The organism is Dyadobacter sp. 22481, assembly GCF_052044875.1.
Taxonomy (GTDB): domain Bacteria; phylum Bacteroidota; class Bacteroidia; order Cytophagales; family Spirosomataceae; genus Dyadobacter; species Dyadobacter endophyticus.
In genome coordinates this window covers 836,529-851,053 of record NZ_JBQENV010000003.1, presented here as the reverse complement: position 1 = coordinate 851,053, position 14,525 = coordinate 836,529, and the positions used below count along the sequence as shown (strand labels likewise).

Here is a 14,525-nt window from a genome sequence, read left to right as displayed (position 1 = left end):
AAATGAACGGGTATTTTAATGAACTAGTCGGCCCGGGATTGGGTTTACCTCTTAACCCGAAATGTTGCCGAATCAAAATATGAGTTTCTCAATGGCAGAAATTTATTATTTAAAGGCAATCGATGACGGGTCAACAAGCCAAAAAATCCAAATATCCAGACTCACGATCTAATTGTACTAACATGGGAATTAAAAGCTACAATACCAACTGACTTGCCTGATGTCTTTTATCAGGCCGCAGCCTGATGCCGGTAGGCACCCCACTAAAACAAGCTGTTGATTCTGACACAAATTACTATGGGTAAAATCTTAAATAATCGCATTGCCGAATTCAAAGACCCGGCGATTGCAAGAGCAAAAGGTGTATATCCTTTTTTCAGACCGATCGAGTCCGGACAGGATACCGAGGTTATTATTAACGGGAAGCCGGTCCTGATGTTCGGGTCCAACTCCTACCTGGGACTTACATCCCATCCCTACATCATCGAAGCCTCGCAAAAAGCGGCCCAGAAGTACGGAACAGGCTGCGCGGGTTCGCGCTTCCTCAACGGAACCCTCGATATCCACGAGGAGCTGGAACGTCGCCTGGCTAAATATGTGGGAAAAGAAGGTGCAGTATTGTTCAGCACCGGTTACCAGGCCAATTTGGGCGCATTATCATGTCTCACCGGCCGGAACGATTACCTCATCCTCGACGAAAGCGACCACGCGTCCATTATCGATGGAAGCCGCCTGTCGTTCTCGAAAGTGATCAAGTATGCGCACAACGATATGAACGACCTGCGCAAAAAGCTAAGCCTGCTGCCGGAAGAGGCAGTGAAGCTGATCGCTACCGACGGGATTTTCAGTATGGAAGGCGATATCGTAAAATTGCCCGAACTGAATGCCATCGCTCAGGAGTTCGATGCGACGGTGCTCGTTGACGACGCGCACAGCCTCGGGGTGATCGGTGATAAAGGAGCGGGAACAGCCTCTTATTTTGGCCTTACCGAAACGACCGACCTTATTATGGGAACATTCAGCAAATCGCTGGCTTCCCTGGGCGGGTTTATCGCCGGTGACGCTGCTACGATCGATTACCTGAAACACCGCGCGCGCTCGCTCATGTTTAGCGCGAGCATGACGCCCGCATCCGTGGGAAGCACATTGGCTGCTTTGGACATTATCGAAACAGAGCCGCACCACATGGAGCGCCTTTGGGCCAATACAAGATACGCGAAAGAGTTGCTGCTCGTGAATGGTTTCGACCTGGGTGCAACCGAAAGCCCGATCCTGCCGCTGTATATCCGCGACAACGAGAAGACTTTCATCATGACACGTAGATTGCAGGACGAGGGGATTTTCGTAAACCCGGTGGTTTCACCAGGGGTACGCCCGGAACAGTCGCTGATCCGTTTCTCGCTGATGGCTACACATACATTCAGCCAGATCGAGGAAGCAGTCGACAAAATGTCCCGCATTTACCGTGAGGTTTGTCCTGACGCAATTATCGAAAGACAAAGACTATGACCCGCATAGCCCCCGTAAGCACTCCGAAGGAATTAGGCAAGTTCATTGATTTTCCGCATGATCTGTATCAGCACGATCCGAATTATGTACCGGAATTGTTCATTGCTCAAAAAGACATGCTCACACCGGGTAAGCACCCGTTCCATGAGCATTCGGAGGTGAAACTATTTCTCTCCTACGACGGAGACAAGGTGAACGGAAGGATAGCGGCGATTTATAACACGAACCACAATGCGTTTACCAATCGGAAGGACGGCTTTTTCGGCTTTTTCGATACGGTAAATGACCAGAAGGTGGTGGATGCGCTTTTGAAAGAAGCCACGGCCTGGGTGAAGCAAAAAGGGGCTGACACGCTTGTCGGGCCGGTTAATTTGTCAACCAATGAAACCTGCGGTCTGCTGATCGAGGGTTACGACCGGCCGCCAATGGCGATGATGCCTTACAATGCGCCTTATTATCTGCCATTGCTGGAAAAGGCCGGTTTGACGAAGAAGACCGATTTGCTGGCCTACGAAATCAATGTGGCGGATTCCAATGACAAGTCGGTGCGGATGATCGACGCATTGGAGGAAAGGCTCAAAAGAAGCGGTATCACGATCCGGCAGGTGAATCTGAAAGATTTCAAAAATGAAGTCGTAAAGATCCGGGAAGTGTACAACAAGGCGTGGGACAAAAACCTGGGTTTTGTACCGACTACCGAGGCGGAATTTGATTACCTGGCCAAGGACCTGAAAATGATCCTTGACCCGAGGTATTGTCTGGTCGCTGAAAAAGACAATGAACTGGTAGGATTTATACTGGGTATTCCCGATATCAACCAGATTCTGATCAAAATCAAGCGCGGACGTTTGTTGCCGACCGGGATTTTTAAGTTACTGTTTGGTAAAAAGAACATCACGCGCATCCGCGTGCTTACGCTCGGGGTGATCGACGGTTACCGCAAAATGGGTATCGAAGCCTGTTTGTATGGCCGCATTATCAAGAACACCTACGGCACCAAAGTGACGGGCGGAGAATGCTCATGGATGCTGGAAGAGAATTACCTGATGAACCACGCCATCGAGCAGATCAACGGGAAGCTGTACAAACGGTACAGATTGTTTGAGAAACCGATATGAAGGAAAAGCTATTCATAACAGGGGCCAGCGGATTTATAGGTTACCACCTGGTAGCGGCGGCACTCGAAGCGGGCATGGAAGTCCATGCGGCGGTGAGGCCGAGCAGCGACCTGAGTTTCCTCAAAAAGCTTAATGCCGATGCGCCAGACCTCGTGTATGTGAATGCTGATTTCAGTTCCAAAGATAAATTGACGAAGCTGCTGGAAGATGGAGGATATGCCTACATCATCCACGCGGCGGGAGTGACCAAAGCCAAAACCGCTGCTGCCTATAACCTGGTCAATGCGGAATATTCGCTGAATCTGGCGCAGGCTGCCGTGTCTGCGGATATTCCGTTGAAGCGGTTTGTGTTTTTGAGCAGCCTCGCGGCATTAGGCCCCGCGGTTTACAATGCGGCCCAGCCGATCACAGAAGAAACCTTGCCTGTTCCGGTGACGGATTACGGACGAAGCAAGCTTTTGGCTGAGCAATACCTGAAAACAGTAATTGGCCTGCCGCTGAGCATTATCCGCCCGACAGCAGTGTATGGCCCCGGCGAAAAGGACTTGTTCGTCCTTTTTAAAACACTCAGCAAAGGGCTCGATGCCTACATTGGCAAAGGCCCGCAAAGGTTGAGTTTTGTGTATGTAACAGACCTCGTGACGGCTACTATGGCCGCATTGAGGGAAACGGAGAAAGAAATAACGGTTTACAATATCTCGGACGGACAGGTATACGACCGTTACGCATTGGCAGACCAGTTCAGGGCCATCAGCGGAAAGCAGATTTTCCGCACGCACCTGCCGCTGCTGCTCGTCGAAACGATCGCCAGGCTCCTGGATCTTGTTTATGCAAATTCATCAACAACACCGGTTTTGAACCAGGAAAAACTAAAAGAACTCACAGCCCCTAACTGGATCTGCAGCATAGATGCAGCCCGAACTCGCCTGCATTACCAACCGCAATATAATCTGCACCGAGGCCTCGCAGAGACATTGACCTGGTATAAGGAGAATAAGTGGCTCTAACTAGCGTACCCGCTTGATCATGCGCTACGGCCGGCAAATCTGTCGGTGTGGTTGAAGCGTACATGATTTCAAAACAAGCAGGGCAGCCAAAACACGTGACGAACGTTCCAACATGAAAGCAATCAGTAAGTCGATATGGCTATATATACTCGTGGTGATCAGCATTGTGCAGATCGGCGCGGGCGTGGCCAGCGCACAGTCGACGACAACTATAAAAGGTACCGTTACAGACGCGAAGACAGGTGAAACCCTGCCGTTCGTGTCGATCCTGATCCCGGGAACAACCATGGGGACAGCCTCCGATGCCGAAGGCCGTTACGCATTGACATTGCGTGAAGACCATGCGACGATCAAATTCACTTATGTAGGTTATATGGCCGTTGAAAAGCCGATCAAACCGGGTGTGAGCCAGACGATCGACGTGAAGATGGCTGTGGACGCTTCCATGCTGAAAGAGGTGACCGTTAAAACAAAAGCCCGCTACCGGAACAAGGACAATCCGGCGGTACAGCTCATCCGCGAGGTAATCGCGCACAAGGATGAGAACAAGCCTTCGGGCAACAATTTTTTGGAATACGAACAGTACGAAAAGATTTCGCTCGCATTGAGCAACCTTTCCGACGATTTCAAGGATAAACGCATTTTTAGGAATTACCAGTTTTTGTTCAAAAGCCAGGATTCCACGGCAATGGGCGGCAAGAATATGCTTCCGGCCTACATTCAGGAGAAGCTTTCCAAAGTTTACTTCCGCAAAAACCCCTACAACAAGAAACAATACGTGCTGGCCAACCGCCGGGCCGAATTCGATGCGAAGTTTGTGGATAACGACGGTTTGAGCGCCTATTTCAACCGTTTGTATGAGGATATCAATATTTACGACAACGATATCTCCATCGCCACGAACCTGTTGCTGAGCCCGATCGCGAACTCCGCACCGACATTCTATAAATTCTTTATCCGCGATACGATCAAAACCGCCGATCCGTGGCTGATCGAGCTGGGTTTCGTTCCACGGAACAAGACGGATATGCTTTTTGAAGGGAAACTGTACGTTACCCTCGACGGCAAATATGGCGTGCAGAACGCTTACCTGACCGTCAACAAGGACATTAACCTGAACTTCATGCGCGACCTCGAAGCGCGCCTGGAATTCGAGAAAGGTGTCGATGGCCGCTATTTCATGAATAAGTCGACGCTCGCGATGGAATTTGCGCTGGGCGAGAAGAACGGCGGCTTGTATGGTCAGCGGACGGTGAATTTCAAGGATTATACCATCAACCAGCCGCGGCCGGATAGCATTTACCGAGGCCCGGGCGAGGAGATCGTGTATAATCCGGAGATCAAAACGAACGAATCATTCTGGGCCAGCAAACGGCACATTCCGCTGGAACGCACCGAGCTGGACATTTACAAGAATATTGATACGCTCCAGACCATCCCTTCTTTTAAACGGACGATGGACATTGCGACGCTGTTCCTGTCGGGCTACAAGTCGTTCGGTGCAGTGGAGATAGGGCCGGTGAATACATTTTACAGCTTCAACCCGGTGGAAGGTTTCCGTCTCCGCTTCGGTGGCCGTACCACTACCGACCTGAGCAAGCGGGTGTATTTCGAAACTTATGCGGCTTACGGTTTCAAAGACCGTAAATGGAAGTACTTTTTGAGTGGTACCTATTCATTCAATAATAAATCCGTATACCACTTCCCGCTGCATTACATCCGTGCGAGCTTCCAGCGCGATACCAAGATCCCGGGCCAGGAGTTGCAGTTTGTGCAGGAGGACAACTTCCTGTTGTCGTTCAAACGCGGGGATAACAACCGCTGGTTGTACAATGATATTTATAAACTGGAATACGTGCGTGAGTTTGAGAGCCGGTTCTCCTATAAAATCGGTTTTACCCAATGGAGGCAAACTCCCGCGGGCGTGCTGCGTTATGAGCGCCTGAACGAGGGCGGCGAGCTCGAAAACGCGTTTACTTTAAATAATACCGAAGCAAACGTGGAGTTTCGTTATGCGCCGCACGAGCAGTACTACCAGGGCAAGTTGTACCGAACGCCGATCATCAACAAATACCCGATTTTTACATTGCGCTATAATGCGGGTTTGAAGGGGGTTTTTGAAGGAGAAAACAATTACCATAATGTGGCCTTGAATATCCAGAAACGGTTCTATCTGTCGCAGTTCGGTTTCGCGGATATTACAGCCGAGGGCGGTTATATTTTTGGGAAACAAATACAATTCCCGCTGTTGACGATCCACCGAGCCAACCAGACTTACGCATACCAGCTGAATTCATATAACCTGATGAACTTCCTGGAATTCGCGAGCGACCATTACGCGAGCCTGGACGTACAGTATTACCTGAACGGCTTTTTGTTCAACAAGATACCATTGCTGAAAAGGTTGAAACTGCGCGAGGTAGTGAGTTTCAAAGGCTTGATGGGCGGCTTGCGAGACGAGAACAATCCGGCATTCAACCCGTCGCTCTACCGCTTTGCAACCGATCAGGACGGTAAACCGGTTACTTACACATTGTCACGCGAGCCTTACATCGAGGGTAGCGTAGGTATTGCCAACATTTTCAAGCTCTTGCGAGTGGATCTGGTAAAACGTTTTACCTATCTCGACAACCCGAATGTTTCGGAATGGGGTATCCGCGCGCGGTTCAGGCTTGATTTTTAAGGCATTGATTTAAAAGGGACACTAATTATGAATTACGCAATCATAGCAGCAGGAGAGGGATCACGTCTGGCGAAGGAAGGTTTTACTTTGCCGAAGCCGATGGTGAGCCTGCACGGCGAAATGCTGATCGACCGGCTGATCGGGATTTTCATGCGGAATAATGCAGAGAAAATTATGGTGATCGTCAACGAGGAATCGCCGCTGCTGGAAATGCATTTGATGGGCATGAGCGAAAACCTGCCTGTTCAAATTGTGAAGAAAACGACACCGAGTTCGCTGCATAGTGTTTACGAGTTGTTCAAAAGCGACCCGGAGCTGAACGAAGTTTGCCTGACAACGACCGATACCGTTTTCCGCGAAGAAGAATTCAGCGCATTCATCACCGAGTTTGCTGACAATAAGGATCTGGAAGGCCAAATGGCCGTGACTGCATTCATCGACGACGAAAGTCCTCTCTATGTGGCAGTTGACGACGACGACCGCATTACCGCCTTCACCGACGACAATAGTACCGATACCCCGTTTGTTTCAGGCGGGATTTATTGTCTCAGGCGGAAAGCGATCGAAACCGTGAATGTGGCCGTAGAAAACGGCGTGAGCCGGATGCGGAACTTCCAGCGGCAGCTCGTAGCGGATGGCTTGCATTTGAAAGCCTATCCCTTTACCAAAATCGTGGACGTGGACCACGTGAGCGACATCCAGACGGCGGAGCTGTTCCTGAGCGGTGAAATGGCTTTTTAATATAAAACATTGACACACACTCGACTGACACCAATTTATTACTAACAGACCGGGGCGTTTTGCCGGTCAACACCATACATGAACGAATTAGAAATTCTGGGCGTGCACCGTAACAAGAAGTTTTCGCCCAACCATATCGGGAACGACGATGCGATTTTTTCCCAGACGGCCAAAGAGCTTGAAAAACTGGGATGCCGCATTACCATCTGTTGTGAAGATGAGTTTCTGGCGATGGAAACAGTGAATTACAGCAAGATTTTTACCATGGCGCGCCAAAAGCAGGTCGTGGCCAGATTGCAGGAACTGGAAAGGAACGGCACGCAGGTTTTGAACTCCGCATTCGGCATTGAGAACTGCTTCCGTACCAACCTGACCAATGCATTGAATAATGCTCATATCCCCGTAGCGGACAGCTACATCGTACCGACCGATTATCAGGGAGATGAGGTTTTTGATCAGATCAAAGGAAAAGGTTACTGGATCAAAAGAGGCGATTTCCACGCCATCCATAAGGAAGATGTGTCGTTTGCCGCATCGCGCGAGGAAGCCAAGGAGATACTCAGGGAATACGCATTGCGCGAAATTCCCGACGCGGTGATCTCCCAGCATTTGATCGGTGACCTGGTGAAGTTTTACGGGGTGAGGGGTACGGATTTCTTTTTCTGGTTCTACCCGTACGACGCCAATCACCACAAATATGCGGAGTACCAGCAGATCAACGGTAATTCGGTGTATTACCCGTTCAGCGCCGAAGGTTTGCAGAATACCGCGAACGAAGCGGCAGGGGTAGTGGGGATCGATATTTACGGGGGCGATGCCATTATTGGGAAGGACGGCGATTTCCGCATCATCGACCTCAACGACTGGCCCAGTTTCGCACCGTGCCGGGATCAGGCCGCGGGGCATATTGCCGGTCGGCTTTACCAACGTTTTTTGAATAACAACTAATGGAGACAACCACCACACCCCGCCCATTGGCAGAAGAACCTGAAAAGACCTCGGCATTCGAGCATTCGTTGAAATCGAACGATACCGAGGAGCAGATCGATATCTGGTTTTACAGGCCGATCGGTTACCAGATCGCATTGTTTTGCGCGAAGGTGGGTATTCGTCCGAACCCGGTGACGATCATCAGTATTTTTTTCGGCGTGGCGGCGGGGATATTGTTCTATCCGCAGAATCTTTGGATCAATGTGATCGGGATGCTCTCGCTCATGTTTGCTAACTCGCTCGACAGTGCCGACGGCCAGCTCGCGCGGATGACGAACGACAAGAGCCGTTTCGGCCGCATTCTGGATGGTGTTGCCGGTGATTTCTGGTTTATCGCCATTCATATCGCGATCTGTTTGCGGAGTATGGAAGAGGGGTGGAGCGCGTGGATATGGGTGCCGGGCGTGGTAGCGGGTGCGTCACATATGATCCAGTCGGCCATGGCGGATTACTACCGCAACGTCCATTTGTTTTTCATCAAAGGCACCAACGGCAGCGAGCTCGACAATAGCCGCGATTTGCAAAGAGAATATGATGAAATGAGCTGGACGCGGCAGTTTGGTATGAAAATCGTAGCGAGGCTGTATTTGAACTATACCAAAGAGCAGGAGTTTTTCTCTCCCAAATTGCAGAAGCTGCTGGCGGTCGTGAAGGAAAAGTATCAAAACGGACTACCTGCGAAACTCATTACCGATTTCCGTGCGCAGAACAAGCCATTGATGAAATATACCAATATCGTCCAATTCAACACCCGGGTGATATTCCTGTTTCTGTGGCTGTTTCTTGACCAATCATGGATCTATTTCTTTTTTGACATATTCATCCTCAACCCGATCCTGATTTACATGGTCGTGAAGCAGGAGCAGGTGAGCAACCATTTTTACAAGGAGATAACCGCCGGCAAATACAATGGGTAGCAAGGTGTACAAAGCCCTTTTCATGGCAATCGGAATTTTTTCGCTGGGCTATATGATCTATGGCACAGGGTTGCTCGTGATTTGGGAGAACATCAACAGGACGGGCATCTGGTTCCTACCGGTGATCGGCAGCTGGCTGGTGATTTACATCCTGAATGCCCTCGCATTCCGCGCGATCATCCGCGAGCCGCAACTGCCGGAGACGAACATGTCGTTCTGGGCCGTACTGCGGCTGACGATCTCGGGCTATGCGATCAACTACATTACGCCGTTCGTCGCATTGGGTGGCGAACCGTATCGAATCATGGAACTGAAACCGACGCTCGGCATTCAGAAAGCGACTTCGTCGGTGTTGTTGTACAGTCTGATGCACATGTTTTCGCATGTCATATTCTGGCTGGCTTCGATTGTACTCATCGTGGCGGTGGTTCCTTTGAGCGATGTAATGCTGGTAGGTTGCGGGATATTGCTGGTGGTAGGGCTGGTTTTGGGATATTGGTTTATTAATGTTTATAAAAAAGGCTTTACTGTAAGCACGTTCCGTTTGCTGGAAAAGGTACCTTTTGTTAAACACAAAGCCCGCGAATTCGCGACGAAGAATGCGGAAACACTTTACGAAGTAGACGAGCAGATTCGCGTTCTGTACTCGGATAGACGGAACGCATTCTACGCGTCATTGTTTTATGAGTTTGCGGGAAGGGTAATCGGCTGTCTGGAAATCTATTTCACGGCGCACGCGATCGGAATGGAAATGACATTGGCGCAGTCGCTGATCGTAAGCTCCGGCTCATCGCTGTTCGCGAACCTGATCTTCTTCTTCCCGATGCAGCTGGGGACCAGAGAGGGAGGATTGGCACTCGCATTAAGAAGTGTAGGTTTGCCCGCAGCGCAAGGGATTTTTATTGGGGTTGTTTTGAGAATAAGAGAGATAGTTTGGATTATCATCGGATTGGCCCTCATTAATAGAAAAACTAAAAACAGCCAGACTAGCAACACAGAACTAGCAGTGCCTGTTAACTAGTGATCCCCGGGCTAAAGTCCGGGCCAAGGGGATGGCTTTTGGGGGCAAAGCACAGACAAAATCAATTGCAGTCCTCTTTAGAGAACTGATAAAGAGATAGGATAATGATTAAAGGAATTTTATTTGATTATGGTGGCACAATTGACACAAATGGCTTGCATTGGGCCAATGTTTTGTGGGAGGCTTATCAGCATAATCATGTAAAGGTTGACAAAGAAGCATTTGCGAGTGCATACAAGTTTGGCGAGAGGGCATTGGCTATCCATCCGATCATCCAGCCGCATCATGTGTTTTATGATGTGCTGTTCCTGAAAGTAGAGCAGCAGTTTGGCTATCTGAAAGAAAACGGATATGAGTTGGACAGTCAGGCCATCGAGGCCATCGCCCGTGAATGCGACCGCGTCGCACGCACCAGTGTTGAAAAGGCAGCGCCCGTTCTCGAAAAACTGGCCGCCGAATACCCCCTCGTGATGGTTTCCAACTTTTACGGAAACCTGAATAGCGTTTTAAAGGAATTTGGCATTGCGCATTATTTCCAGGCTGTCGTCGAATCGGCAGTGGTCGGCGTCCGGAAGCCCGATCCCGCGATATGGCAGCTGGGCGTGGAGGCGCAGGGCTTTCTTCCGCACGAATGCGTAGCGGTAGGCGATTCGTATTCCAAAGACATTCTTGCCGCCAAAGCAACAGGTGCGAAGGCTGTATGGCTGAATGTAGCAGGATTCGAAGACAATACCGAAACGAAGGCATCGGTTGCCGATGCCGAAATTAAAGATTTTGCCCAGGTGGCTGACACCATTAAGAGCCTGGGCTAGTTATCACCTATAACCCAGGCCTTAAGGCTTGGGTTGAGACATCAGTACCATGTACGACATATGTACCATCGGGCACATCACTTTGGATAAAGTAGTTACTGCCCAGTCTGTCAAGTATATGCCCGGGGGCACTTCGTTCTATTTTTCGAAGGCGCTCCGGCAGTTCGACGTCCGCTATATGCTGGTGACTGCATTGGCCGAGAAAGAAAGCCATATCGTTGCCGGTTTGCGGGAAGAGAATATCGAGGTATTTTCCCAGAACAGCCCCTTCACAGTCTATTTCGAAAACATTTACAGCGCCAACCAGGATCACCGCGAACAAAATGTGCTGCACAAAGCCGCACCGTTCACCGTAGCGCAAATGCCGGCCATCGAAGCGAAATATTTCCACCTCGGCCCATTGCTTTCGGACGACATTACTGTGGACCTGATCAAAATGCTGGCCGGTAAAGGCAAGGTTTCTCTCGATATCCAGGGTTACCTGCGCTACGTGAAAGACCAGAAGGTTTTGTACAAAGATTGGGAAGATAAAAAGGAAGCATTGCCCTATATCCATGTTCTCAAAGCCAATGAGTTTGAAATGGAAGTGGTGGCTGGTACCAGCGACGTGATCGAAGGTGCGAAATATCTCGCCAATCTGGGAGTAAAAGAAGTCATCATTACGCTCGGCAGCAAAGGGTCGTTGATTTACAAAAACGATCATTTTTACCAGATCCCGGCATATAAACCGACCGACGTGGTAGACGCGACCGGCTGTGGCGATACCTACATGGCAGGCTACCTGAGCCAGCGCGTGAAGGGCGCAGGCGTACAGGAAGCGGGTGAGTTCGGTGCGGCGATGGCGACGCTGAAAATCCAGTCGTCGGGACCGTTCTCCGGGGATGCGGAGATGGTTCAGGAAGTATTACAGTACGGCGAATGCGACCGTGAAATGATCGCACAAGCCATTTTTTGAAAGTAGTTTATTAATAAAGTCATGAAATACGTACTCAACATTCTGATGGCGCTCAGCCTGACGCTTGTTTCGTATGCGGGAGGATTATCAGACAAGAAAGCCGGCACGGCCGCCGCGGAACCGGATGAATTTCCGATCCCGAACAACGTCCCCGGATTACTTTTTTACATTCAACGCGATCCGAATACGAATACAATCTGTTACCAGCTCAACGTCGACAAACAGGGAAAAATCAGCGAACGAAACCCCGTTAACACATTCTGGATCCGTTACCCGGAAGGCGGGATACGCAAGGAGCTCAATTATTTGCAGCGTAAATTTGCATATGGTATCAATTCGAAAGCGATTGGCAATGCTGCCTACGAGCTCCGTTCGGTAGCCTATTCCAAATTGCCGCTCTACCTGCGGAGGGATACGCGGAACGAATACCATGTTTATACCAGCATCGATAAGAAGGAGTGCATTCTCAGCAGGGTATTCATCCGGATCGACGGCGGTACTTTCTGGTCGCCAAACGTGCTCTACATCGAGCTGAAAGGCACCGAGATTGCTACCGGTAAAACCATTATTCAGCGAATAAAACCATCCTGACATGCCTAAAAACTATGTATCCAACGCAACGGAATCTTCAAGGATGTTTAAAAGCAACTTTCTTGAGGCATTCTCGAAGGTACATTACAGCGTGCCGCTTTTCATTTTCGTCCCGGTGATCAGCTACTTTTCCTGGAAAGCACTAGGCCCGGGGAATATGCTCTGGTACAATTTTGTAGGTACAGTACTCGGAGGCTTGTTCTTCTGGACATTCACCGAATACTTTATGCACCGGTTTGTATTTCATTTTACACCCCATGGCAAGTTTATGGAGCGAATCCATTTCATTTTCCATGGCGTGCATCATGACTATCCCAATGATGCCAAAAGGCTGGTAATGCCACCGTCGGTGAGCATTCCGCTGGCAACGGGTTTCTACTTTCTATTCACCGTTTTTCTCAGTGAATATTATGTAGCGGCCTTTTATTCGGGGTTTATGGCAGGGTATCTGTTTTATGATATGAGCCATTATGCGTTGCATCATGCCAATTTCAAATCCGCGTTCTGGAAGAAATTAAAGAAGCATCACATGCAACATCATTATTCGGATGCAAGTAAAGGTTACGGTGTAAGTTCAGATATTTGGGATAGAGTGTTCGACTCGAACGAAAGACGGCCCCAGAAATCTAACTCAATATAACTGTAACGTTAACTTATGAAGAACCTTGGAAGTGAGAATTCAGACCAGGTCTTCAAAGAAGAAATCACAAAAGTTTCGGACTTCAAGTTCGGGACCACGGTGGTCAATGTCTTTGATGATATGGTCAGCAGGTCAGTACCTTATTACAACGAGATGCAGCGGATGCTCGCCGAAATCGCTGCCGACCATGTGAAGGAAGGGACATTTGTGTACGACCTGGGTTGTTCAACCGGCACTACGCTGATTGGTCTGGACGAACTCATTCCCTCGGACATCCGGTTCATCGGGATCGACGAGTCGCAGGAGATGCTCGATAAGTGCGATTTGAAGCTTAAAGAGGCAGGTTTCGTAAGGCCTTACGACCTTGTACCGGGCGATCTGCACCAGCAGCTTCCTATTACCAATGGCTCTGTAGTGATCCTTTGCCTTACGCTGCAATTCGTAAGGCCCTTGTATCGCGAAAGGCTCCTGAAAAACATTTACGACGGATTGAACCCCGGCGGCGTGCTGCTGCTGGTGGAGAAAGTGCTGGCGGAAAGCAGCATATTCAATCGTGATTTTATTAAATACTATTACAACTACAAGCGACGGAACCATTACAGCGAGCTTGAAATTTCGCAGAAACGCGAAGCGCTGGAAAATGTACTGATCCCGTACAAGTTGTCTGAAAACATGCTTCTGCTGAAAGAGGCCGGTTTCGCGGACTGCGAAATTTTCTTCAAGTGGTACAATTTTTCAGGAATGATAGCACACAAAAAATCATGATCGCGATCGGTAACTTCTTTTTCAAGTACAGAAATAACCTGTTTATCATTCTGTACCTGCTGCTGTTTTTGCCGTCGCCGCAGCTTTTTTCGCCAGGGCAATTCGGCCCTGCCTATTATTTATACCCGGTGATACTGGGCTTGCTGGTAACATTTTCGGGGGAAATCATAAGGGGCGTCACCATTGGCCTCGCATACATTATACGTGGCGGGCGTGATAAAAAGGTGTATGCGGAAACCCTTGTAACCGAGGGCATTTTCAGGCATTGCCGGAATCCGCTGTATGTAGGTAATATTCTGATGTTGCTCGGCGTAGGCATTCTGGCCAATTCGCTGATCTACGTAGGAATCGTAATGCCGCTGTTTTTGTTTATATACCAGGCCATTGTGTTGGCCGAAGAGAACTTTCTGAGGAACAAATTCGGCACGCAGTTTGATGCCTATTGCAGTCGGGTGAACCGCTGGCTGATCAATTTCAGTGGTATTTCGGAAACGTTCAAAGACATGCGCTTCAATTACAAGCGCTGGCTTTTAAAAGAATACAATACATTGCTCGTGTGGCTGATCGGTATCGTCGCCATATTGATTTTTAAGTACCCGGAGATTATTCGGAATGCTGATAACCGGATTGTTGTTTTCGCGGGAATCGTGTTGGTACTCGGCGCATTGTACGCTTACGTCCGGCATTTGAAAAAGTCGGGAAAGATGACCGACAGCATCGCTTGAAAAACGCTATCCGAAAATACCCGCCTGGCACACTATTGGTCGCGCCCTCCT

At 49.3% G+C, this 14,525-nt stretch carries 14 protein-coding genes; all 14 read left to right on the top strand.

Translation table 11 applies throughout. The annotated features are described in order from the left end of the window. Nucleotides 1–297: 297 nt before the first annotated feature. The 14 genes from spt to ACTJJJ_RS22205 all read left to right on the top strand — a co-directional run bounded on the left by spt (nt 298) and on the right by ACTJJJ_RS22205 (nt 14,474). Nucleotides 298–1,509 carry a serine palmitoyltransferase gene (gene spt / locus ACTJJJ_RS22270; RefSeq protein WP_188935762.1) on the top strand — a complete coding sequence of 404 codons (1,212 nt, stop codon included), beginning with the start codon at nt 298–300 and terminating at the stop codon, nt 1,507–1,509. Continuing rightward, entirely contained in the window at nt 1,506–2,627 is a 1,122-nt protein-coding gene (locus ACTJJJ_RS22265) for a hypothetical protein (RefSeq protein WP_188935760.1), read from the top strand. Before spt ends, ACTJJJ_RS22265 begins: the two co-directional genes overlap by 4 nt. After that, nucleotides 2,624–3,634, top strand: a complete 1,011-nt coding sequence (locus ACTJJJ_RS22260; protein WP_440703066.1) for an NAD-dependent epimerase/dehydratase family protein — start codon at nt 2,624–2,626, stop codon at nt 3,632–3,634. The genes ACTJJJ_RS22265 and ACTJJJ_RS22260 overlap by 4 nt, the downstream gene beginning before the upstream one ends. A 112-nt stretch (nt 3,635–3,746) precedes the next feature. After that, nucleotides 3,747–6,317 (top strand): DUF5686 and carboxypeptidase-like regulatory domain-containing protein, encoded by a 2,571-nt coding sequence (locus tag ACTJJJ_RS22255; RefSeq protein WP_188935756.1) that lies wholly within the window; start codon nt 3,747–3,749, stop codon nt 6,315–6,317. Nucleotides 6,318–6,344: 27 nt separating this feature from the next. Next, the gene (locus ACTJJJ_RS22250) at nt 6,345–7,058 is read left to right on the top strand and encodes a nucleotidyltransferase family protein (protein ID WP_188935754.1); all 714 of its coding nucleotides are present in this window, start codon (nt 6,345–6,347) and stop codon (nt 7,056–7,058) included. Between the two features lie 78 nt (nt 7,059–7,136). Continuing rightward, nucleotides 7,137–8,006, top strand: a complete 870-nt coding sequence (locus tag ACTJJJ_RS22245; protein WP_188935752.1) for a hypothetical protein — start codon at nt 7,137–7,139, stop codon at nt 8,004–8,006. Beyond that, nucleotides 8,006–8,965: a CDP-alcohol phosphatidyltransferase family protein gene (locus ACTJJJ_RS22240; RefSeq protein WP_188935750.1), complete on the top strand. Its 960-nt coding sequence runs from the start codon at nt 8,006–8,008 to the stop codon at nt 8,963–8,965. The genes ACTJJJ_RS22245 and ACTJJJ_RS22240 overlap by 1 nt, the downstream gene beginning before the upstream one ends. A 22-nt stretch (nt 8,966–8,987) precedes the next feature. After that, nucleotides 8,988–9,986: a lysylphosphatidylglycerol synthase transmembrane domain-containing protein gene (locus ACTJJJ_RS22235; protein ID WP_440703065.1), complete on the top strand. Its 999-nt coding sequence runs from the start codon at nt 8,988–8,990 to the stop codon at nt 9,984–9,986. A 104-nt stretch (nt 9,987–10,090) separates the two neighbouring features. Further along, nucleotides 10,091–10,798 carry an HAD family hydrolase gene (locus ACTJJJ_RS22230; protein ID WP_188935746.1) on the top strand — a complete coding sequence of 236 codons (708 nt, stop codon included), beginning with the start codon at nt 10,091–10,093 and terminating at the stop codon, nt 10,796–10,798. A gap of 49 nt (nt 10,799–10,847) precedes the next feature. Further along, a complete protein-coding gene (locus ACTJJJ_RS22225) occupies nt 10,848–11,753 on the top strand; it encodes a PfkB family carbohydrate kinase (protein WP_188935744.1) in 906 nt (301 codons plus the stop codon). Nucleotides 11,754–11,774: 21 nt separating this feature from the next. After that, nucleotides 11,775–12,344: a DUF4833 domain-containing protein gene (locus tag ACTJJJ_RS22220; RefSeq protein WP_188935742.1), complete on the top strand. Its 570-nt coding sequence runs from the start codon at nt 11,775–11,777 to the stop codon at nt 12,342–12,344. Nucleotide 12,345: 1 nt separating this feature from the next. Further along, a complete protein-coding gene (locus ACTJJJ_RS22215) occupies nt 12,346–12,984 on the top strand; it encodes a sterol desaturase family protein (RefSeq protein WP_188935740.1) in 639 nt (212 codons plus the stop codon). 15 nt (nt 12,985–12,999) lie between these two features. Further along, complete coding sequence (gene cmoA, locus ACTJJJ_RS22210; protein ID WP_426295811.1) at nt 13,000–13,749, top strand: carboxy-S-adenosyl-L-methionine synthase CmoA; 750 nt, start codon at nt 13,000–13,002, stop codon at nt 13,747–13,749. Beyond that, complete coding sequence (locus ACTJJJ_RS22205; protein ID WP_440703064.1) at nt 13,746–14,474, top strand: methyltransferase family protein; 729 nt, start codon at nt 13,746–13,748, stop codon at nt 14,472–14,474. Before cmoA ends, ACTJJJ_RS22205 begins: the two co-directional genes overlap by 4 nt. Nucleotides 14,475–14,525 lie beyond the last annotated feature (51 nt).

What these genes read in the sequence shown, in the direction of transcription:
- spt (WP_188935762.1), top strand. Translation starts at nt 298, where the DNA reads ATGGGTAAAATCTTAAATAATCGCATTGCCGAATTCAAAGACCCGGCG.
- ACTJJJ_RS22265 (WP_188935760.1), top strand. Translation starts at nt 1,506, where the DNA reads ATGACCCGCATAGCCCCCGTAAGCACTCCGAAGGAATTAGGCAAGTTC.
- ACTJJJ_RS22260 (WP_440703066.1), top strand. Translation starts at nt 2,624, where the DNA reads ATGAAGGAAAAGCTATTCATAACAGGGGCCAGCGGATTTATAGGTTAC.
- ACTJJJ_RS22255 (WP_188935756.1), top strand. Translation starts at nt 3,747, where the DNA reads ATGAAAGCAATCAGTAAGTCGATATGGCTATATATACTCGTGGTGATC.
- ACTJJJ_RS22250 (WP_188935754.1), top strand. Translation starts at nt 6,345, where the DNA reads ATGAATTACGCAATCATAGCAGCAGGAGAGGGATCACGTCTGGCGAAG.
- ACTJJJ_RS22245 (WP_188935752.1), top strand. Translation starts at nt 7,137, where the DNA reads ATGAACGAATTAGAAATTCTGGGCGTGCACCGTAACAAGAAGTTTTCG.
- ACTJJJ_RS22240 (WP_188935750.1), top strand. Translation starts at nt 8,006, where the DNA reads ATGGAGACAACCACCACACCCCGCCCATTGGCAGAAGAACCTGAAAAG.
- ACTJJJ_RS22235 (WP_440703065.1), top strand. Translation starts at nt 8,988, where the DNA reads ATGGCAATCGGAATTTTTTCGCTGGGCTATATGATCTATGGCACAGGG.
- ACTJJJ_RS22230 (WP_188935746.1), top strand. Translation starts at nt 10,091, where the DNA reads ATGATTAAAGGAATTTTATTTGATTATGGTGGCACAATTGACACAAAT.
- ACTJJJ_RS22225 (WP_188935744.1), top strand. Translation starts at nt 10,848, where the DNA reads ATGTACGACATATGTACCATCGGGCACATCACTTTGGATAAAGTAGTT.
- ACTJJJ_RS22220 (WP_188935742.1), top strand. Translation starts at nt 11,775, where the DNA reads ATGAAATACGTACTCAACATTCTGATGGCGCTCAGCCTGACGCTTGTT.
- ACTJJJ_RS22215 (WP_188935740.1), top strand. Translation starts at nt 12,346, where the DNA reads ATGCCTAAAAACTATGTATCCAACGCAACGGAATCTTCAAGGATGTTT.
- cmoA (WP_426295811.1), top strand. Translation starts at nt 13,000, where the DNA reads ATGAAGAACCTTGGAAGTGAGAATTCAGACCAGGTCTTCAAAGAAGAA.
- ACTJJJ_RS22205 (WP_440703064.1), top strand. Translation starts at nt 13,746, where the DNA reads ATGATCGCGATCGGTAACTTCTTTTTCAAGTACAGAAATAACCTGTTT.